A 21,352-nucleotide genomic window follows, 5' to 3' on the forward strand; every position below is an offset into this window, starting at 1 on the left:
ATTTCTTTCTTTGGATTATTTTTGCAGCGGCAACAATTCGATATCGGGCAGGTGCGCCGCCACATCCTGCACGGTCGCATGGCAGGTCAAGGACGCCACCACCTGCGGCAACGGTTCTGGCCAGATTTCCGGCAAGTCGCGCTCTTCGGGCGCCAGCACGGGAAAGGCCAGCTGTTCCCGTGGCGGCGTGAAGGCGGCAGCGACGCCGGGCTTGTTGCCGCGCGCATCGATGCGGTACCAGCCGAACTCCTGCAGATGCACGGCATTCAAGCCATGCAGGCAGAACGGTGGCCCCACCTCGCCCACGGCCAGGCGCTGGTAGCACAGGCCGGCAGGAATGCCGTTGGCGCGCAGCAGCGCCGCCAGCAGATGGCTCTTCGCATAGCAATAGCCCGTGCCATGCTGCAAGACGTCGGAAGCGCGGCAGGTGACGGGATTGCGCTGGTAGTCCCAGCTATGGGCGATCTCGTCGCGCACGAAGGCAAAGCAGCGGGCCGCGATGGCGGCGTCGCCCACCGCGCCTGCCGCCAGTGCAGCCGCCTTGGCGCGCACGGCAGGATGGTCGCTGTCGATGTAAGTGCTGCTGGCTAGATACGGGGAAAAGTCGGTAGACATGGCATCAAGGTCATGCAAAAAGATAATGCGCGATTCTAGTCGAAACGGCACGAAATCGAGCGTTTCCTTGCGCAGGAACAAAGAAAAACCACGCCTCAGCCTTACTGCGCGGGGGGCGGCGACTTTGGCGGCGGCCCGGTAGCTGGTATCATGCGGGCAAACGCAGCCGGCCATATTGGCGCGGCACATGCACTACCCTGCGAAGCGGACCTGCCCTCCGGCGCGCCGCCGACGCCTCCCTACAGATCAGAGAAACGAGTTCCCTATGAGCACATCATCGTCGCACCCATCGTTCTGGCGCCGTGTCCCGCTGGCCTTCGGCGCCTTCTTCAGCACCCTGTCGGACGCCGCCTATGCGGCCCGCGTGGAAAAGCTGGCCTTGCCCGAGGCGGCGCCCGCCGCTCCCGTCGCGCCAGTGGCCCCTGCCCCGGTGCCAGCCGCCGCGCCCGTCATTTTGAAGGAAGCGACGCCGGACGCGGCCCTGCAATTGCTGGCCCTGCTGCAACGCGAAGCGCGATTGATCGATTTCACCCAGGAAAACCTGGGCAGCCATACCGATGCCGATATCGGCGCGGCCGCCCGCGTGGTGCATGAAGGCTGCGCCAAGGTCATGCGCGAGTATTTCACCATCGAGGCCGTGCGCCAGGAAGCCGAAGGCAGCCGCATCGTCCTTCAGGAAGGTTTTGATAGCGCCCAGGTACGCCTGACGGGCAACGTGGTCGGCTCCGCGCCGTTCACGGGTACCCTCAGCCACCGCGGCTGGCGCGCCTCCAGCATGCGCCTGCCGAAACTGAGCGAGCAGCACGACGCCGCCATCCTGGCACCGGCCGAGGTGGAACTGTGAGCGACACGATCAACCCTACCCCGCGCTACGCCATCGGCATCGACCTGGGCACCACCCACAGCGCCCTGTCATATGTCAACCTGGTCGAGAGCGACGGCGAAAAGTCCAGCCATGGCGTGCTGAAAGTGCCGCAGCTGTCGGCGCCGGGCACCGTCGAAGAGCTGTCGCTGCTGCCGTCGTTCGTCTACCTGCCGCACGCCGATGAAGTGGCGGCGGGCGACCTGGCCCTGCCCTGGGTCACCGAGGAAGCCGAAGCGCCGTTCGTCGTTGGCGAAATGGCCCGCAGCCGCGGCGCCACCACGCCGATCCGCTTGGTGTCGAGCGCGAAAAGCTGGCTGTGCCACCCGGGCGTGGACCGCCGCGCGGCGATCTTGCCGAACGACGCGCCAGCCGAAGTCGCGCGCATTTCGCCCATCACGGCCGCCACGCGCTACCTGACGCACTTGCGCCAGGCCTGGGACAACGCCCACCCGCAAGCGCCGTTCGCCGAGCAGGAAATCACCGTCACCATTCCCGCCTCGTTCGACCCGGCAGCGCGCGAGTTGACGATGGAAGCGGCGCAGGCGGCCGGTTATTCCTCATTGACCTTGCTGGAAGAGCCGCAAGCGGCCCTGTACAGCTGGATCCAGACCAGCGAAGGCCGCTGGCGCAAGGAAGTCAAGCCGGGCGACATCATCCTGGTGGTCGACGTGGGCGGCGGCACCAGCGACTTTTCGCTGATCGCCGTGCTCGAGCGCGATAGCGTGCTGGAACCGCACCGCGTGGCAGTCGGTGAACATATCCTGCTGGGCGGCGACAATATGGACCTGGCGCTGGCCCACCTGGTGGCCCGCAAGCTGGCCGCCAATGGCACCCAACTGGACGCCTGGCAGATGCGCGCGCTGACCTACGGCTGCCGCAGCGCCAAGGAAAGCCTGCTGGCCGACAGCGGCCTCGATGTGGCGCCCATCGTCGTGCCGAGCCGCGGTTCGAAACTGATCGGCGGCTCCATCCGCACGGAACTGACGCGCGCGGAAGTGTCCACCTTCATCCTCGACGGCTTCTTCCCGCAAGTGGAAGCATCGAGCCGTCCTGCCGTGCGCACGCGCGCCGGCCTGACGCAACTGGGCTTGCCGTATGCGCAGGATGCGGCCATCACGCGCCACCTGGCCGCGTTCCTGGGCCGCCAGGTGGCGGCAACGGCCGAACTAGAAGGCTTTGCCGGCCGCCAGGCGGACGGCGCCAGCTTCCTGCACCCGACGGCCGTGCTGTTCAACGGCGGCGTCTTCAAGTCGGACCTGCTGGTGCAGCGCATCATGGCCACCGTCAACGACTGGCTGTACATGGAAGGCGCGGAACCGGCGCGCATGCTGGCCGGGGCCGACCTGGACCTGGCCGTGGCGCGCGGCGCGGCCTACTACAGCTACGTGCGGCGCGGCCATGGCGTACGCATCCGCGGCGGCACGGCCAGCGCCTTTTATGTCGCCATCGAGTCGGCCATGCCGGCCATCCCCGGCATGGAACCGCCTATCCAGGCCCTGTGCGTGGCGCCGTTCGGCATGGAAGAAGGCAGCGAACTGGAACTGCCAGGCCAGCAATTCGGCCTGGTCGTGGGCGAGCCTGTGCACTTCCGCTTCTTCGCCTCGTCCACGCGGCGCAACGACCAGATCGGCGACTTGCTCGATTTCTGGGGCCCCGATGAATTGCAGGAGCTGAGCGAAATCCAGGCGACATTGTCCGCCGAAGGCCGTCAGGCCGGCGACGTGGTGCAAGTCAAGCTGCACGCGCGCGTGACGGAAGCGGGCACGCTGGAGCTGCTGGCCGTCTCCCCTGATGGCACCGAGCGCTGGAAGGTGGAATTCGACGTGCGCGGCACGCCGCAGCAATAGGCATGCGCAGCGCTGTGGGCAAGCCGGCCTTCCTGGTCGGCATCGACCTGGGCACCACCAACACGGTGGTCGCCTATGCCAATGCGGCCAATGCAGCCGATATGCAGGCGGGCATCCAGCTGTTCGCCATCGAGCAGCTGGTCGCTCCCGGCGAAGTGGGTGCACGCCCCCTGCTGCCGTCCTTGCGCTACCACCCTGCCGCCGGCGAACTGGCGGCGGGCGACTTGCAGCTGCCATGGCCGCAGCAGGACCTGGAGCATGCCGTGCTGGGCGCTCTGGCACGCCAGCTCGGCGCCCAGGTGCCGGGCCGCCTCGTTTCCAGCGCGAAGAGCTGGCTGTCGCACGCGAACGTGGACCGCCAGGCGCCCATCCTGCCGTGGGGCGCCGAGGCCGACGTGGCCAAGGTGTCGCCTGTCGCGGCCAGCGCCAGCTATCTCGCGTATGTACGCGCCGCGTGGAATCACCGCTTCCCGGATTCTCCGCTGGAGGAACAGGAACTGGTGCTGACCATCCCCGCCTCGTTCGACGAGGGTGCGCGCGCACTCACCCTGGAAGCGGCCCGCATGGCGGGCTTGCCTGCGCTACGATTGGTAGAAGAACCGCAGGCGGCCTTTTATGACTTCCTGCAGCGCCAGCGCGCCACCCTGCGCGAGGACCTGGCCAACACGCGCCGCATTCTGGTCTGCGACGTGGGCGGCGGCACCACGGATTTCAGCCTGATCGACGTGGACTTCGATGACGACGGCGAACCGCAGCTCACGCGCAGCAGCGTGGGCAATCATTTGATCCTCGGCGGCGACAATATGGACCTGGCGCTGGCCCACCTGGTGGAAACGCGCATGGCGGCGGGCAGCGAAGGTGGCATGAAGCTATCGGCCGCGCGCTTGTCGCAGCTGATGGAACGCTGCCGCGCCGCCAAGGAATTGCTGCTGTCGAACGATGCACCTGAGAGCGCCACCGTCACCCTGCTGGGTGCAGGATCTCGTTTGATCGGCGGCAGCCGTTCCGTCGACGTCACGCGCGAGGAAGTGGCGGCCATGGTGGTCGATGGCTTCTTCCCGAAGGTGGAACTGAGCGAGGTGGCCAGAAAGGGCCGCGCAGGCATCGTCGAATTCGGCCTACCGTATGCGCAGGACGCGGCCATCACGCGTCACCTGGCCGGCTTTTTACAACAACATCAGGGCGCACTGCCCGATACCCTGCTGCTCAATGGCGGCGTGTTCCGCGCCGACGCGCTGGCGCGCCGCCTGGCCGAGACCCTGGCACACTGGCGTGGTCAGCCCTTGACCATCCTGCACAATGACAATCCAGACGTGGCCGTGGCCCGTGGCGCCGTCGCCTACGCGCTGGCCCGGCGCGGCCAGGCGCCGCGCATCGGCGGCGGCTCGCCGCGCAGCTATTTCCTCGTGCTGGGCGAAGCGGGCAAGGACAAGCGCGCCGTCTGCATCCTGCCCCGTGGCAGCGCAAGCGGCGAGGAAATCCGCCTGACCGAACGGCTGTTCGCGCTGCGCCTGGGCAGGCCCGTGCGCTTCCACCTGGCCACGTCCCTCTTTGAGGCGGGCACGCCGCCGCAACTGGGCGAAATCGTCGACCTGGACGCCGGAGAATACTTGCGCCTGCCGCCGCTGGCCAGCGTGCTGCACGACAAACAGGATGCCAGTGACAAGCGCGAAATCACCGTGCAGCTGGCGACAGTCATGACCGAGGTAGGGACTTTGGAAGTGCATTGCGTGGCCGCAGCGGATGCCAGCCAGCGCTGGCTGCTGGAATTCCAGTTGCGCGCTGGGCAGGAAGAGCAAGGAGATGGCGAGGCTCAAGCCGTTTCGCCACGCATCAAGGAAGCGGTCGAGAAGATCGAGCGCATCTTCGGCGGCAAGGCGCAAAAGGTCGAAGCCAAGGAAGTGCGGCAGCTGCGCCAGCACCTGGAACGGGGGCTGAGCGGACGCGAAAGCTGGGAGACTCCCCTGCTGCGCCAGCTGTTCGACGCCCTGCTGCTGCGCGCCCGTGGCCGGCGCCGCTCCGCCGAGCATGAGCGGGTCTGGCTGAACCTGGCCGGCTACTGTTTGCGGCCCGGCTATGGCGACGCGCTGGACCCGTGGCGCATCGAGCAGTTGTGGGCGATGTTCGACGCGGGCGTGCAGCATCACAAGGACAACCAGGTGTGCGCCGAATGGTGGACCCTATGGCGCCGGGTGGCCGGTGGCTTGAACCCTGAACAGCAACTGCGCCTGCTGGACGACTTCGCCTTCAACCTGCAAGCCGATGCGGCCCAGCGCGGCAGCCGCCCCGTCACCCTGGTCAACGGCAGCGACGACGACATGCTGCGCCTGGGCGCCTCGCTCGAGCGCATCCCCGGCGCCTACAAGGCCGAAGTGGGCGCCTGGCTGATCAAGCGGCTGGAGAAAGCCAGCAAGAAGGGGGAAGCGGCCGATACGAATACCCTGTGGGCGCTGGCCAGGGTCGGCGCGCGCCAGCCCTTCCACGGCAGCGCGCACGAAGTGGTCGACAGCGCCAGCGTGGCCGACTGGCTGCACGTGCTGCTGGCGCTGGACTGGAAAAAAGTGGAACCGGCCGCCTTCGCCGCCACCCACCTGGCACGCATGACGGGCGACCGCTCGCGCGACATCGGCGACGAGCTGCGGACCACCATCCTGGCCCGCCTGAAAGCCGTGGGCGCCCCGCCCCTGTGGCAAGCGATGGTCAGCGAAGTGACGCAGCTGGACGAAGCGAACACCAAACGCATGCTGGGCGAGGCGCTGCCGCCGGGGTTGAAGCTGATCAATTAATCAACTGCCATCTCGCTACACCAGCGCCACCACCAACAGCAGCACCGCCAGCGGCGCCTGCACCAGCACGATGCCCGGATGCGTGCGGCGCAGCTGGGCCCACACGGACAGGCCCGGCACTTCCTCGTGCGGATGGTGGGCTTCGTCGCGCAGCGACATCGCGTGCAGGAACATGCCGGCGATCAGGGGGCCGGGGTTGACCCACCAGCCCTGTTCGAGCAAGCCGCGCGACAAATAGATGGCCAGTGCGCCGATGGCAAACGGCGAGGCCCACACCAGCACCAGCATCAGGCGGATGCCATAGAATTCCGCCAGGGTGCCCATGCGGTGCAGGCGGCTGAAATCGTGGTCTTCCATGCGCCGGTCGATGGCCAGTTCGGCGCGGCCGTACAGGGTCCACAGGCCGCCGAACAGGCAGCCCAGCAGCACGCCGATGACGATGTCGGCCGCGAACACCGCATATTTATTGACGTCGGCCGTGCCGATGCCCAGCGATGTGTGGGCGGCCGCATGCAGGTGCAGGCTGGCCTGCTCGCCTTCGGCCGTCGTGTAGCGGTCGCGCACGTCATACGTGCTGCCGAGATACACGACATTCTTGCGCAATGCCACGGCCTCCACGCCGGCCTGGCCATCGATCAGTTTGACGCGCGTGCGCGTGGGATTCAGGAATGCCGGCGCCACGGCGGCCGGGTGAAACGGTGCGGTGACGGCGTTCTGTTCGGCCGCCGCCTTGGCGTCGCCGCGGATGACGGGCTCGAACGCCCAGCGCGCCAACTCCTTTTCGCTGCCCGTACGCCGCGCCAGTTGGCACACGCGGCCAGCCAGCGCCACCACTTCCTTTTGCTCGGACAGGGCGGCCGGCATGGGTTGCTTCTGCTCCTGCTCGTCGGCGCCATGCGCCAGCTCGAAGGCCACGGCCGCCAGCACGGGGCTTTTCAGCTCGATGCGCGTAACGGCGCCCATGCGTTCGCGGATCCGCGGGCTGGCAAAGTGGATGCCGGCGGCGCAGCGCGCACGTATCCACGGCAGGTTCGCATTGCGGTCCGATTGCTCGGGCAAGATCAGCACCAGTTGCCGGCCATCGGCGGCCAGCCGGTCGAGCAGGCGGTCCAGCGGCCGCTCGCCCGCCTTGTGCTGCTCGTACACGGCTGGCGCCAGGTCCAGGTCGATGGCCAGCACCTTGCTGCCGCGCGCGGCGGCGCTGGCGATCAATTGTTCCAGGCGTGAACGCTCCAGCGGTTCGCGCTCGTCGAAGACCTGCTCGAACGCAGGCTGGTCGATTTCGATGATGCCGGGCCGGTAGGCGGCGCCCGGGTCCTTGCCCCGGTTTAGCAGTTGCCCCTGTTCCGCGCTGGCGCGCAGCATGGCCGCATCGAGCCATTCGAGCACGTGAAAACCTTCCAGCGCCAGCATCAGCGCGGCGATCAGGCTGGCGCCGATCACGTGGTGCAGCAGGTGCGTGCCCGTCAGCTTGAAGGCCGAGCCCAGCTGGGCAACCGGCCACAGCAGGCGCCGCCAGAGCGGCGGGCGCGGTTGATCCTGCTGGCTGGTTTCCACGGTGCTTCCCCTTGCGTGCGCTGCATGAATATCATTCAAGCAACAAATAATGACGAAAGGATAGTGTATTGCAGTTGCGCCCGTTCCGCCGCACGGCTGGCACGGGCCCGCCCGCAGATTACTTCGGCTTGGCCAGCAACAACTTGCCCAGCGCCTCGAAGGCCGGCGTGGTGGTCGGGTCGTTGGCCGCGTTGGCCGCCGTCGGCGTGGAGGCGAAACGCACGATCACCATTTCCGCCTTCGGGTCGATGTAGATGCGCTGGCCGTACACGCCGCGCGCCATGTAGGCGCCATGGTCGTTATGCGTGACCCACCACATGTCGCGGTAGCTCCAGCCCTTGAGCAAATCATAACCGCCCTTGGCGAACAGCTGTTTGTCGCCGCCGCGGCGGATATCGTCGACGGCCGCGCGGGGGATGATTTGCTGGCCGTTGTAGCGGCCATCGTTGCGCAGCATCTCGCCGAAGCGGGCCAGGTCGCGCAAGCCCACATTCAAGCCGCCGCCGGCAAACGGCGTGCCCGTCGAATCGACCGTCATGTAGGCATCCTGCTCGGCCCCCAGCTTTTTCCAGATATGCTCGGACAGGTATTCGTTGACGTTCTGCCCCGTGACGCGGGCGATGATCCAGCCCAGCACGTCGGAGTTGACCGTGCGGTAGCCGAAGCCCTCGCCATGCCTGCCCTCGTGCCGCACCGTCTGCAGGTACTCGAAATAACTGCGCGGCCCCGTGTAATCCTTCGGCTTGGGCAGCGGGCTGCCGGCCGCCGCGTGCTGCCATACTTCCGCGTTCGGATCCGCATAATCTTCGCTGAATTTCAGGCCCGTGGTCATGTCGAGCACCTGGCGCACGGTGGCGTCGCCAAACGCGGACTTCGCCAGTTCCGGCACATACTCGGCCACTTTCTTGCCTGGATCGAGCTTGCCTTCGGCTACCAGGGCCGCGCCGATGGTGCCCATGACGGACTTCGTCACGGACATGGCGCCGTGCTGGCCGCTCTCCTTCAATACGCCGAAATAGCGTTCATACACGATGCGGCCCCGGTGCAGCACGACGATGCCGTCCGTGTAGTTGGCACCCAGCGACTGCTCCCAGGTCATCGCGTCCTGCGCGCCCAGGGGCGTAAAGCGCAGGCTGTCGATATCACTGCGCAGCGCGCGCGGCAAAGGCACGGGCGCTTTCAGGCCGCGCGCCACTTCCACCGTCGGCATCAGCTGGCGGAAGTGCGACACGCTCCAGCGAAGCTGGGGGAAATTGAAATAGCTGCCATCGTCGAAGCGGATGATCTTATCGGCCGGCGGCGGCGCGCCCACCATCCATTGCAGTGTAGCCGGGTCGCTGGCGGCGGCCGACAGCGGCGCCGTCGCTTCTGCCGCATGGGCGCCGGCGGCCAGCGCCAGGCAGGTGGCAGCCAGGGCCAGGCGTTTCATGCTGGGGAAATCGTTCATGTGATGCTCTCCTTGATAAACGGAATACTTAATATACCCATACGACGTTGGCCAGCCAGCCCGTCCAGGTCCGGGCCTGCCCGTTCACCAGCTGGTTCACGCCGGACTGCGCGAACGAGGCGCTGAAGCCCAGGGTCAGGTAGGTATTCGGGTTGACGACGCGCACATACTTGACGAAGACATCGTTCGCCAGCATCGGACGCAGCACGCCGGAGATCACCACGGGCGCGTCGCCCGGCACGTCGAGGCGCGTCGCCTGGCCGAACTGCAGCGGGCTGCCCATCCGGTTGGCGCGTACCTGGGCCAGGTAAGCAGTCACGGTGTCTTTCGGCGTCGGGTGAAGCTCGATGGTGGCCTGCAGCGCATTCACGTTGGCATTGACAAAGACCCAGGTCGCCTTGCTGCCCGAAGCCCAGGCGCCTGGCGTGCCTTCAAAAAACAGCGGATCGAAGCGCTCGTTGCGCGCCGTGCGCGGATCGTCGCCGGAAAAGCTCTGGTAGCCGAGGGTGAACTTCGGCGTCCACGCCACGTCGGGCAGGGAAAAGCCCCCCTCCGTGCGCCAGCCCCAGGCCCGCATCGGCTCGCGCGTATTCCATTCGCGCGCCGCGTCGACACCGAACCAGCCTTTCGGCAGCACGGCGGGCAGTACGGGCACGCGCGCGTAGCCATACACGAACTGCAGGTCCTTGCGGCCATCGGGCACGGCCAGCGGCGCGCCGATGCCGCCCGGCGCCGCCTGCGGATACGCGGCATGCGAACGGGGCGCCTTGCCATACGCGATGCCCGCCTTGCGGTCGTTCGCGGGCGCGTAGCTGACGTCAACGCCCACGACGCGCGTGCCCGAATCGTTGTCGGGGTTTTCATTCGGGTCAAGATAGAACGCCTGGGCGCTGAGCGCATCCTGGCTTATTTTGGCCACCACGGAATTCTGAAAGGCCTTGCGCGGCCCCAGTTTCAGCGCGCCACGGTCAAAACCGTTCGAGCCGCCATTGGCGACCAGCATGCCCGTGCCCAGCGTGAAACTCTGTGCGCCGGCCGACAGGTCGAGGGTGGCGCGCGTACCGCCGATCGGCATGCGGATGCCGGCGACGAATTCCTCGATCGAGATGCGGCCCGTATCGCCCGCGCCAAAAGGGTCGTGGCGCAAGGTGCCCGAGCCGACGGCGGAAACGCGCGCATACAGCTGCTTGCCGTCGCCCAGATTGCGCTTGAAGCCGAGCGCCGGCTTGACATAGAACTCGTACCAGTAGGGATGGAAATCGAAGCCGGGATTGCGCGCTGGCGTATTCGACAGCTTCCAGAACAGATTGCTCTCGCCTGCCACCTGCACGCCCGCTTCGATGGAACGCGTCACCTGCCAGTCGGCGCCGATGGCCGGCTCGACGGCGGCGCGCCGGGCCACTTCCTTTTCCATGCTGCTCTGGCCATCGGGATCGAGCTGGCCGGCGGCGCCGCAGGCGGCGCTCACGCCCAGCAAGGCCAGCACCATCGTTCTGCGTACCAGGAACATCGTTTGCATTGCCATAGATATCCCTTGCGCTGGCTGACTGTCAATTTGAGCGAATGTTATCAGAGATGCTCTTGTTGTAAGGCATCCTATCGTGCGGTGCGGCCGTGGTGAGACAAACGTCTCACGGCAGTCCCATGCTGCAATGCGGCATGCATGTGCCGGCGCTTCGTGCTACAAACGGAAAGACCATCACAACACCAGATACCGAGACACTGGAGAGCGCCATGCCCTACGTCCGCCAGACCAGCCATATCGACCGCGTGCGCGACCTGATCGCCGGCCGTATCGTCAATCCGGGAGCCGATACGGCCAGGCTGGCCTCGTCGTACCGGCGCTCGCTGGACGACTACCGGCTCGACCCCGCCTCGACGACAGGGCCGCGCATCCTGACAAGCGCCGAACTGCGCGCCATCCAGCAGTCCGAGGAAAATTTTCTGCGCTCCACGGGCCAGTGCCTGCCGCGCCTGCACGCCATGGTGCGCGAAGCGGGCTACTGCGTCATCCTCGCCAATGCGCGCGGCGTGACCATCGACTACGTGGTCGACACGGACCAGCGCAAGGATTTCAAGAAGGCGGGCCTGTATCCCGGTTCGTGCTGGTCGGAAGAAGAGGAAGGCACGTGCGGCATCGCCTCCGTGCTGCTCGACCACGAAGCCATCACCGTGCACAAGACCGACCATTTCCGCGCCGCGTTCACCGGCCTGACCTGCAGCGCCGCGCCGATTTTTTCGCCGCACGGCGACTTGATCGGCGTGCTCGATGCGTCGGCCCTGAGTTCGCCCGACGCGCGCGACAGCCAGCGCCTGGTAAAACAACTGGTGCGGCAAGGCGCGACGCTGATCGAAGACGGATTTTTTCTCAAGTCCTACGGCCATTGCTGCATCCTGCTGGCGCACCGCAACCGCCACTTCGTGGAAGTGCAGCCGGAGATGCTGCTCGCCATCGACGAGCATGGCGACATCGTCGCCGCCAACCGCTGCGCGCGCGATGTCATCGGGGGCCTGGACGTCCTGCCGCGTCCCGTCGGCGAGGTGCTGGAAGTGCGCGCCGAGCGGCTGTTCGATGCGCGCGCGGGACACAATCTGCTGTCCCTGCGCCTGGCCGGCGGCAGCACCTGGCTGCACGCCCGCGTGCGCGCGCCGCTGCGCCAGGCCAGCGCGCGAACACGCGTCAAGAACACGGCCCCTGTGACGGAGGGCGTGCTGGCCTGCACGCCGCCGGAGCTGGCCGAGCGCACGCGCATCGCCCACGCCATGAACGCCGCCAAATGGCGTCCGCTGCAGGCTGCCGCCATGCTGGGCATCTCGCGCGCCACCCTGTACCGCCGCCTCAAGCACTTGAAAATCGTGCCGCCGCACCGCCAGTAACCGATCGAAAAGCTGAGATTTCCGTCTCAACTTCAGCCATGCTGCGCTGCGGGATGCGGCGCCAGAACGCCAGTGTTACAACATCGTCAGCGGCAAGACAGCCGCATCCCATCATAAAGTCAGCAGACTTGGAGGAGACACGATGCAAACCGAAATCAACCCGCACGACCTGGCCGTGGCCGGCATCCTGGAGCAGCTCGAAGGCGCTCTGCGCGCCAGCGACGGCACGGGCGCCGCGCAACTGTTCGAACAGGACGGCTACTGGCGCGACCTGGTGCTGTTTACCTGGAACCTGAAAACCCTGGAGGGCCGCGAGCAGATCGCCGCCATGCTGGCCGTCCAGCTGGGCGCCGTGCAGCCCGTTTCCATCCGCATCGCCGATGGCGAACATGCGGTGGAAGCCGGTGGCGTGCTGCAAAGCTGGATCACGGTGGAAACGAACGTGGCGCGCGGCGTGGGCTTCATCCGCATCCGCGACGGCAAGATCTGGACCCTGCTTACCACCATGAGCGAATTGAAGGGTTTTGAGGAAGCCAAGGGCGGCCGGCGGCCCATGGGCGCGGAACACGGCGCGCGCACGAATCGCAGCAGCTGGCTGGAGCACCGCGAGCAGGAAGCGGCGGAACTGGGCTACGCGCGCCAGCCCTACTGCGTCATCATCGGCGGCGGCCAGGGGGGCATCGCGCTCGGCGCGCGGCTGCGCCAGCTGAACGTCCCCACCATCATCATCGAGAAAAATGCGCGCCCCGGCGACAGCTGGCGCAAGCGCTACAAATCCTTGTGCCTGCACGACCCCGTCTGGTACGACCACATGCCGTACATCCCCTTCCCCGACAACTGGCCCGTCTTCACGCCCAAGGACAAGGTCGGCGACTGGCTGGAAATGTACACCAAGGTGATGGAGCTGAACTACTGGGGTTCGACTTCATGCGAATCGGCCAGCTTCGACGAGGCCAGCGGCGAGTGGACGGTGCAGGTCCTGCGCGACGGCCAGCCCGTCACCCTCAAGCCCAAACAGCTGGTGCTGGCCACCGGCATGTCGGGCAAGGCGAACATGCCGAAGTTCAAGGGCATGGACATATTCCAGGGCGAGCAGCAGCACTCGTCGCAGCATCCGGGGCCGGATGCGTATGCCGGCAAGAAGGTGGTGGTCATCGGCGCGAACAATTCTGCGCACGATATCTGCGCCGCCCTGTGGGAAGCTGGCGTGGACGTGACCATGGTGCAGCGCTCGTCGACGCACATCGTCAAGTCGGACTCGCTGATGGACCTGGCGCTGGGCGACCTGTACTCGGAACGGGCGCTGGCCGCCGGCATGACGACGGCCAAGGCCGACCTGACGTTCGCCTCGATCCCGTACAAGATACTGGCCGACTTCCAGAAGCCCGTCTTCAAGGCCATTCGCGAACGCGACGCGGACTTTTATGCGCGCCTGGAAGAACGGGGCTTCATGCTCGATTTCGGCGACGACGATTCCGGCCTGTTCATGAAATACCTGCGCCGCGGCTCCGGCTACTACATCGACGTGGGCGCCTCCGAGCTGGTCGCCGAGGGCAAGATCAAGCTGAAAAGCGGCGTTGGCGTGCAGGAATTGAAAGCCCGTTCCATCGTGCTGTCCGACGGCACGGAACTGCCGGCCGACCTGGTGGTGTACGCCACCGGCTACGGCTCCATGAATGGCTGGGCGGCCGACCTGATCTCGCCCGAGGTGGCCAACAAGGTGGGCAAGGTCTGGGGACTCGGTTCCGCCACGACGAAGGACCCGGGCCCGTGGGAGGGCGAACAGCGCAATATGTGGAAGCCCACGCAGCAGCAGGCGCTGTGGTTCCACGGCGGTAACCTGCACCAGTCGCGCCACTATTCGCAATACCTGTCGCTGCAGCTGAAGGCGCGCATGGAGGGATTAACTACCCCCGTGTATGGGCAGCAGGAGGTGCATCACCTGGCGTGATCGTAGCCAGCAACCCGTGTAGGTCGGATTAGCGCGGGAAGCGCGTAATCCGACCCACCAATGACAAAAAAATGGCGACGGACCGAAGTCCGCCGCCATTTTGCATCATGCTGCCAACAATTACTGTTTGATGGCTTCGATGGCAAACGTCAGGGTGACATCATCGCTGACAGCTGGCGCATATTTGCCGGCGTTGAATTCCGAGCGCTTGATCTTGGCCGTGGCGTTGGCGCCGCAAGCGTCTTTTTTCAGCATCGGGTGCGGTGCGCAGGTGAACGAGGTGACGGTCAGGGTAACTGGCTTGGTCACGCCTTTCAGGGTCAGGTTGCCGTCGACGGAAGCCAGCTTGTCGCCGTCAAAATTGAACTTGGTCGATTTGTAGGTGGCGACCGGGTACTTGGCCGTGTCGAGGAAATCTTCGCCCTGGATGTGCGAGTTGAACAGGGTCGAACCCGTATCGACGGACTTGGTGTCGATCAGCACTTCGACGGCGCCCGTCTTGGCGGCACGGTCCAGCGTGACCTTGCCGGTGGTGTTATTGAAACGGCTTTGCTGCGTCGAGAAGCCCATGTGGGTGTACTCGAAACGGGGGAAGGTGTGGCTGCCATCGATGACATAGACTTCAGGAGCGGCAAACGCGGACAGCGAGAAGCCGGCGGCGGCGATAAAAGCGAGCAGTTTTTTCATTGTAGGTTCCTGATAGAAAGTGGAGGATGTCAAAACCGCAAGCAGCTGCAGGCGAATGGCGCATGCGGCTGATTGTCTGGCTTCAGTTGCAACAGATTATGCATGGCATGAAGATCGATGTAAAACGGAAAATATACCTAGTTAGCATCGATAAAATCGATAATACCCGCCAATAAGGTCCGCCACAGCGCCTTCTGTTGCCGATTATTGTCTGCATTGCCAAAAATATCCAGCGTTATCCAGCAACACAGATGAGAATGATTCTTGTTATTATTTGATGGGCTTGCTATCATTGCCGGCTTTGATAACGAGGAAACGCGCGGTGCTTGAACGCTATTACCAGGAATTGCTGCGCTTGATTTCGCGCTCCACCGGCTGCCGCGACAAGGCGCAGGACGTGGTGCAGGAAGCCTACGCCCGCATCCTGGCGCGCAAGCCGCTCGGCGGCGCAGCTCCCCTGCAAGGGGGCATAGCATCCGATAGCGGCCAGCGCGCACTGCTGTACGTGACGGCAAAGAACATCGCCATCGACGAACAGCGCTTGCGCCAGCGCCGCCCCCACGACGACATCGACACACCGCATTTCCAGCTGCGCGCGCCACGCGCCGACGAACCCGAACAACGGCTGCACGACCGGCAAACCATGGAACGCCTGCTGGCCATCATCGAAGCCTTGCCGCCGCGCTGCCGACAGGCTTTCGCGCTGTACAAATTCGAAGGTATGAGCCAGATCGAGATCGCCGCCCAGATGGATATCTCCGTCAACATGGTGGAAAAACATATCATCAATGGCATGCTCGCCTGTAAAAAAGGCATGCCCGAACGCGATACTGGAAAAGACCGCGCATGACACCCAACCCGACTCCGGCAGACGATATCGATTTCCAGGCCGCGCAGTGGCTGCTGCGCCACGACGCCGGCCTGGCCGCGCCTGAACTGGCGGCGCTGCGGCAATGGCTGGAAGCGGACGCGCGCCACCAGCATGCCTGGGATGCGCTGGCGCGCACCGACGCGCTGCTGGCCAGCCTGCCCGCCCAGCGCGTGGCCGCCTTCAGCCAGCCCGCCCTGCCCTCATCCGCCGCGGCCCCTGTTTCGCTGCTACAGCGATTGGCGCATTTACCGCTGGCGGCGAGCCGGCTGCCGCGCGGCGCGCTAGCCGGCGGCTGCCTGCTGCTGTGCGGCCTGCTGGCCTGGCCGCTGGCCAGCCATCTGCAGCAGCCCGGCTTCCAGCACGATTACAGCACGCTGCGCGGCCAGTTCGCCACGCAAGTCCTGCCCGATGGCAGCCGCATCGAACTCGATAGCGGCAGCGCCGTCGACGTGGCCCTGTACCGCGACCGGCGCACCGTGCGCCTGCTGCGCGGCCAGGCCATGTTCCATGTGCAGGCCGACCCGGCGCGTCCATTCCAGGTGCTGGCGGGGCCGGCCACGGCCACGGTGCTGGGCACGCATTTTTCCGTGCGCCATGTAGGGGCCGCCACGCAAGTCAGCGTGGCGCAAGGCACGGTGCGCGTGGAAGGGGAAGGCGACGCGCGCGCTGAAGTGCTGCAGGCGGGCGACGCTGTCACCGTCACGCCGCAGGGCGTGAAAACGCTGACCAGGGTCAGCGCGCAAGCGGTGGGCAACTGGCGTGCCGGGCGCCTCGATTTCGAGGACGCCACCCTGGCCGAAGCGCTGGCCGAATTCGAGCGCTATGGCGACACAAACCTCGTGCTCGGCGATCCGGCGCTGGCCGGCCTGCGCCTGAACGGCAGCTTCGACGCGAAGCTGCCAGCGCAATTTGCCGCCGCCCTGCCGTTGGCGCTACCCGTGCGCCTGCTGCGCCAGGACGGCAAGCTGCATATCGTCGCCCGCTGATTGCCGGAACATGCAGCGAAATAAAATCAATCCGCACGTCAGGGTAAATGATACTCATTCGTTTTAACTATGAATGATCACCACATCACCATAGGAAAAACATGCACATGACTCCACCGCGCCATCCCTTGCACGCCCGCCTGTCTCCCCTGTTCCTGGCCATCGGCCTGGCCTTCGCCACACCCGCCACGCATGCCGCCACCGCACCGGTGGCGCAGGTGGAATGGCAGATCCCCGCGCAACCGTTGAACCGCGCGCTGAACGAACTGGCGCGCCAGGCAGGCATGGTGCTGCTGGCCGATGCGCGCCTGACCGAAGGCCGGCACAGCGCCCCGCTGCAAGGCCGGCATTCGCTGCCCGAGGCGCTGCGCCAGCTGCTGGCCGGCAGCGGCCTGCAAGCACAGCTGCAGGGCGGCACGACCATCATCATCAGCGCACCCGCGCCTGTCGCCGCCGGCGCGGTGCAGATCGGCACCCTGCGCGTGAATGGCCAGGGCGGCAGCGGCACGTTCGAGGCGGACGACACGGATCCGGCCGACCTGCCCTACCTGACGCCGGCCGCCTCCGTGTACATCGGGCGCGAACAGATCGAGCGCTTCCGCGGCACCTCGCCGGCCGATATCTTCAAGGGCGTGGCCGGCGTGCAGGTGGGCGACAGCCGCAACAGCGGCGCCGTCGACGTCAACGTGCGCGGCATGCAGGGCCAGGGCCGCGTGCCCGTGCTGATCGACGGCAGCCTGCAATCGTCGACCGTCTACCGCGGCTACGCGGGTATCGCCGACCGCAGCTACATCGACCCGGACCTGATCAGCGCCATCCGCATCGACAAGGGCCCGAACCTGTCGGCGCAGGGCGCCGGCGCCATCGGCGGCATGGTCAGCATGCAGACCCTGCGCCCGGAAGACATTCTGCTGGCAGGCCAGCGCACGGGCGTGCGCCTGCGCGGCGGCATCCAGGACAACAGCGTCACGGCACCCGGCGATTTCGGCAGCGCGCCGCGCACGCACCGCAACAAGCTGGGCGACCCGCGCAGCGGCTTTGGCAGCATCGCCGTGGCGACGCGCCAGGACGACTACGACCTGGTGGCGGCCATCAGCCACCGCAGCATCGGCAATTATTTTTCCGGCACCCGCGGTTTCGAACGCTATCAGATGCTCAACGAATGGGGCGACGACAATGGCGTGACGCAGTTCTTCAAGCGCGGCGATGAGGTGCTGAACACGGCCAACCGCACCACCTCGGCCCTGCTGAAGGCCAACCTGCGCCTGCCGCACGAGCAGAAGCTGGAACTGGGCTACCGCTATTTCGACAGCAGCTATGGCGAAATCATGCCCTCGCAAATCTACCGCAACAGCACCGGCAGCATCCCCCAGTGGGACCCCAGCCAGGTGCGCACCAACGCGCTGACGGCGCGCTACGAGTGGAAGCCGGAAGGCCAGAACCTCATCGACCTGAAGGCCAACCTGTGGCTGACGGACATGCAGAGCAAGTCGCGCAACGGCGACATCTTCAGCAATCCGCTGGAAGGCAAGGCCAATCCGGGCGACCATGAATGCAAGGAGTGCGTGGAAGTGCTGTACCTGGCGAAGAACCAGGCGCGCCGCGTCGGCGCCGACCTGACGAACACCTCGCGCTTCGCCACCGCCATGGGCGCGCTCAAGCTCGATTACGGCTTGTCCCTGCAGAACGAGGATATCGGTCCGGCCGACAGCGTGCGCATCCTAGATGAAGACTTGAACGCCAATCACACCCTGCGCAACGGCAAGCGCCACGAGCAAAGCGTATTCGCGTCGCTGCAGTGGCAGGCACGCGACTGGCTGACCGTTGACGCGGGCGGACGCTTCCAGCGCTTTGATTCCCGCGACCGCAACCGCCGCGCGGAACAGCAGTACCAGCCGCAGGGCTGGCAATGGGTCACCATGTGGGACAAGGACGGCGACCAGCTCGGCGCCGCGAAATGGTACCAGGATGCGCAGGGCCAGTTCACGGCGGCCACCAATCCCGCGCTGGTGGGCGGCATGGTGGAACGCTATGGCGAGGAACCGGCGCCGCTGGACATCTCGCAGGTGGACCAGTGGAGCGGCAACGATTATGTCTTCCGCGACGCCATCCCCGGCCTGTTCAAGTACAGCACGCCGATCCGCCGCAAGGACCACGGTTTCTCGCCCACCTTCGCGCTGACGGCGCGCCTGTCCGACAGCGTCAGCCTGTTCCTGCGCGACGCGCGCGGCCTGCGCATGCCCAGCCTGTACGAATCGACGATGGGCTTTTCCGCCACGTATTCGTCGCCGCTCAAGCCGGAGCGCAGCCATAACCGCGAAATCGGCGTCAGCCTGGTCAAGGACGGCGTATGGAGCGCCGCGGACAAGCTGCGCCTGCGCGTCGCGTATTTCGACAACGTCACGCATGGCTACATCACGCGCCGCCCGATCCCGGACCTGCCGGCCTATGCGCAAAACTTCTCGATGGCCAACACGGACAAATACAGCGTCTCGGGGATCGAACTGCAATCGTCATATGACCGGGGTAGCGTGTTTGCCGATTTTTCCGGCACCTGGAACCGCAAGACCCTGATCTGCGACGCGGCCACGGCAGCGTATTTGCGCAAGGCCAGCAAGTGGCAATCGGATATCTGGAACACGCCAGACTGCTCGCCCATCGGTTTTTCCAGCTCGTATGTCAGCAACCATATCCAGCCCAAGCTGAGCGCCAACCTGACCCTGGGTACGCGCTGGCTGCAGGAAAAGCTCACCGTGGGCACGCGCCTGACCCATGTCGGCCATCCGCTCGCGCGCCAGGACGACAAGGCCGTCTGGCAGTCGTGGACAGGCACCTCGCCGCAAGTACTGACGCAGGCCTACACCCTGGCCGACCTGTTTGCCAGCTACAAAATCACGCCCAACGCCACCCTGGACGTGGCGGTGGACAACCTGACGGACCGCTACTACCTCGATCCGCTGACCCTGAGCCTGATGCCGGGACCGGGCCGCACGGCACGCGTCACGCTTGGCCTTCGTTTCTGATTTGATTCATCCTTATAATAGAGAGCAGATATTCCATGCATGCAGCAAGCGACACCAGCAGCACCTTGAACGCCGTTCCGATTAACGCGGCCCCAACCCGCAGCCAGCGCCTGAAAGCCGACACCATGGCCACCCACGAATTGCTGGACCAGCGCATCATGGCCAGCGCACCGTTTTCCAGCCGCGAGAACTATGCGCGCTTTTTGCAGGCGCAGTACGCGTTCCTGCGCGACGTCGACGCGCTGTACGACAACGCGCAGCTGGCGGCCCTGCTGCCGGACCTGGAACAGCGCCGCCGCTACGCCAGCATCGCCGCCGACCTGCGCGACCTGGACACCGCGCTGCCGTCCGATGCGGCCACGCCGCCGTTCGACGCGCAGCTGGACCTGGCCACGGCGCTGGGCTGGCTGTATGTGAGCGAAGGCTCGAAGCTGGGCGCGGCCATCCTGTATAAACTGGCCGGCAAGATCGGCCTGGACGAGCATCACGGCGCGCGCCACCTGGCCGGCCACCCTGACGGACGCGCGCGGCACTGGCGCGAATTTACCTCCGTGCTCGATACGGCCATCCTCGATGAGGCGGGTGAAGCGCGCATGATCGACGGCGCGCGCGCCGCTTTCCTGCGCATGCACGGCCACGTGGAGGCCTGCGCCTGATGGAAGAGCCAGTCATCCAGGCCGGCGCGGAAGCGCACACGGCACGCCTGCGCCGCTGGGCGTGGACGGCCGCCGGCATGCTGATGGTGGCGCTGGGCGTGATCGGCGCCCTGCTGCCCGTCATGCCGACGACGATCTTCCTGATCCTGGCGCTGGCCTGCTTCAGCCGCGCCTCGCCGCGCCTGGAGCACTGGCTGCTGCATCACCCCCGCTTTGGCGCGCCCCTGCGGCAGTGGCGCGAACATCGCGCCGTGTCGCGGCGCGGCAAGGCCATGGCCTGCCTGGGCATGGCCATCGGCTTTGTCGCCATGTGCCTCGGCCATCCACCCTGGTGGGTGATCGCCATGGTGGGCGCGATGGAAATCGCCGTCCTCATCTATCTGCTGCGCCGCCCGGAAGGGCCGGCGCCGACGGCCGCCGCCGACAAGACGCCGCCGACCGACTGGCGCCGTCCACTGACGATAGCCGCCGTCTTCGCCATGCATGGCGCCCTGCTGGGATGGGCGCTGTACCACCGCGCGCCGGCAGCGCCCGTGCTGGCCATCGTGCCCGACTCCGCGCAACCGGCCATGCTGCTGTTCCTGCCGGCCGCCGCCCCGCCCCGCCCTTTGGAGCAGAATCTTGCTGAACGGGTCAGCGCCGCCGCCGCGCCATCCGCCGCCATTGCCAAAAAGGCAGCGCCGGCAATCCAACAATTGGTGCTGCCGCAGCCGGATGCCGCACCCATGCCGCCGCAAGCCGAGAGCATCGCGGCCGTTGCCGAGGTGCGGCATGCGCCCGTGACACCGGCACCGGCGGCGGCGCCGTCCATCGCGGCGGCGCCGCCCTCGCCTGCCCTGCCGCCCGCGCCGCAGGAGCTACGCAGCGGCGTATCGAGCTGGGAAGGCAAGGTTTTGGCGCGCATGGAGCGCTTCCGCCGCTACCCGACGGCGTCGCGCGCCAAGCAGGAACAGGGCGTGGTGTATCTGCGCTGCCGCATCGACCGCGATGGCCAGGTGCTGGCCGCCGCCATCGAGCGCAGCTCCGGTTCCGCGGCGCTGGATCAGGCAGCGCTCGATACTTTGCAACGGGCCGCGCCACTGCCGCGCATCCCCAAGGAACGGCCGGACCCGCTGGAATTATCGATTCCCGTCGAATTTTCCATTGGCTGATCGCGCAAAAACCGCTTTTACTCTCGCCAAACA

General features: G+C 66.1%; 15 protein-coding genes. 10 read left to right on the forward strand and 5 right to left on the reverse strand.

Annotation, left to right across the window (positions count from 1 at the left end):
• Nucleotides 1–15: 15 nt before the first annotated feature.
• Nucleotides 16–615, reverse strand: a complete 600-nt coding sequence (locus tag O3297_RS11930; protein ID WP_176384850.1) for a transglutaminase family protein — start codon at nt 613–615, stop codon at nt 16–18.
• 265 nt (nt 616–880) lie between these two features.
• Here O3297_RS11930 and O3297_RS11935 point away from each other — a divergent pair, with 265 nt between their 5' ends.
• Genes O3297_RS11935 through O3297_RS11945 form a run of 3 tightly spaced genes read left to right on the forward strand, consistent with a single transcriptional unit; the run spans nt 881 to nt 6,113 of the window.
• Nucleotides 881–1,459 (forward strand): DUF2760 domain-containing protein, encoded by a 579-nt coding sequence (locus O3297_RS11935; protein ID WP_305048796.1) that lies wholly within the window; start codon nt 881–883, stop codon nt 1,457–1,459.
• The gene (locus O3297_RS11940) at nt 1,456–3,327 is read left to right on the forward strand and encodes an Hsp70 family protein (RefSeq protein WP_305048797.1); all 1,872 of its coding nucleotides are present in this window, start codon (nt 1,456–1,458) and stop codon (nt 3,325–3,327) included. Before O3297_RS11935 ends, O3297_RS11940 begins: the two co-directional genes overlap by 4 nt.
• 2 nt (nt 3,328–3,329) lie before the next feature.
• On the forward strand, nt 3,330–6,113 hold the full coding sequence (locus O3297_RS11945) for an Hsp70 family protein (protein WP_305048798.1): 2,784 nt from the start codon (nt 3,330–3,332) through the stop codon (nt 6,111–6,113).
• A gap of 15 nt (nt 6,114–6,128) precedes the next feature.
• Here the strand turns inward: O3297_RS11945 and O3297_RS11950 are convergent, their stop codons facing one another.
• From O3297_RS11950 to O3297_RS11960, 3 genes are all read right to left on the reverse strand, one after another.
• On the reverse strand, nt 6,129–7,670 hold the full coding sequence (locus tag O3297_RS11950) for a CHASE2 domain-containing protein (protein ID WP_305048799.1): 1,542 nt from the start codon (nt 7,668–7,670) through the stop codon (nt 6,129–6,131).
• 118 nt (nt 7,671–7,788) lie between these two features.
• Nucleotides 7,789–9,117, reverse strand: a complete 1,329-nt coding sequence (locus tag O3297_RS11955; protein WP_370385402.1) for a serine hydrolase domain-containing protein — start codon at nt 9,115–9,117, stop codon at nt 7,789–7,791.
• Between the two features lie 28 nt (nt 9,118–9,145).
• Nucleotides 9,146–10,642: an alginate export family protein gene (locus O3297_RS11960; RefSeq protein WP_305048800.1), complete on the reverse strand. Its 1,497-nt coding sequence runs from the start codon at nt 10,640–10,642 to the stop codon at nt 9,146–9,148.
• Nucleotides 10,643–10,851: 209 nt separating this feature from the next.
• Here O3297_RS11960 and O3297_RS11965 point away from each other — a divergent pair, with 209 nt between their 5' ends.
• Together O3297_RS11965 and O3297_RS11970 are read left to right on the forward strand one after the other, a co-directional pair.
• Nucleotides 10,852–11,994 (forward strand): sigma-54-dependent Fis family transcriptional regulator, encoded by a 1,143-nt coding sequence (locus O3297_RS11965; protein WP_305048801.1) that lies wholly within the window; start codon nt 10,852–10,854, stop codon nt 11,992–11,994.
• Between the two features lie 142 nt (nt 11,995–12,136).
• Nucleotides 12,137–13,945, forward strand: coding sequence for an NAD(P)/FAD-dependent oxidoreductase (locus O3297_RS11970; protein WP_305048802.1), 1,809 nt, complete (start codon nt 12,137–12,139; stop codon nt 13,943–13,945).
• Nucleotides 13,946–14,065: 120 nt separating this feature from the next.
• On the opposite strand, the gene O3297_RS11975 is transcribed toward O3297_RS11970, so the two are convergent.
• A complete protein-coding gene (locus tag O3297_RS11975) occupies nt 14,066–14,632 on the reverse strand; it encodes a YceI family protein (protein WP_070254538.1) in 567 nt (188 codons plus the stop codon).
• 322 nt (nt 14,633–14,954) lie between these two features.
• Between O3297_RS11975 and O3297_RS11980 the strand changes: the two genes are divergently transcribed.
• The 5 genes from O3297_RS11980 (at nt 14,955) to O3297_RS28770 (ending at nt 21,319) form a co-directional block, all read left to right on the forward strand.
• Nucleotides 14,955–15,482: an RNA polymerase sigma factor gene (locus O3297_RS11980; protein ID WP_305048803.1), complete on the forward strand. Its 528-nt coding sequence runs from the start codon at nt 14,955–14,957 to the stop codon at nt 15,480–15,482.
• On the forward strand, nt 15,479–16,489 hold the full coding sequence (locus O3297_RS11985; RefSeq protein ID WP_305048804.1) for a FecR domain-containing protein: 1,011 nt from the start codon (nt 15,479–15,481) through the stop codon (nt 16,487–16,489). The genes O3297_RS11980 and O3297_RS11985 overlap by 4 nt, the downstream gene beginning before the upstream one ends.
• Before the next feature lie 101 nt (nt 16,490–16,590).
• Nucleotides 16,591–19,512: a TonB-dependent receptor gene (locus O3297_RS11990; RefSeq protein ID WP_305048805.1), complete on the forward strand. Its 2,922-nt coding sequence runs from the start codon at nt 16,591–16,593 to the stop codon at nt 19,510–19,512.
• Between the two features lie 35 nt (nt 19,513–19,547).
• Complete coding sequence (locus tag O3297_RS11995; protein ID WP_099394166.1) at nt 19,548–20,168, forward strand: biliverdin-producing heme oxygenase; 621 nt, start codon at nt 19,548–19,550, stop codon at nt 20,166–20,168.
• A complete protein-coding gene (locus tag O3297_RS28770; RefSeq protein ID WP_370385403.1) occupies nt 20,168–21,319 on the forward strand; it encodes a TonB family protein in 1,152 nt (383 codons plus the stop codon). Before O3297_RS11995 ends, O3297_RS28770 begins: the two co-directional genes overlap by 1 nt.
• The last annotated feature ends 33 nt before the right edge of the window (nt 21,320–21,352 follow it).

This window comes from Janthinobacterium sp. SUN128 (assembly GCF_030587275.1).
GTDB lineage: Bacteria > Pseudomonadota > Gammaproteobacteria > Burkholderiales > Burkholderiaceae_D > Janthinobacterium > Janthinobacterium lividum.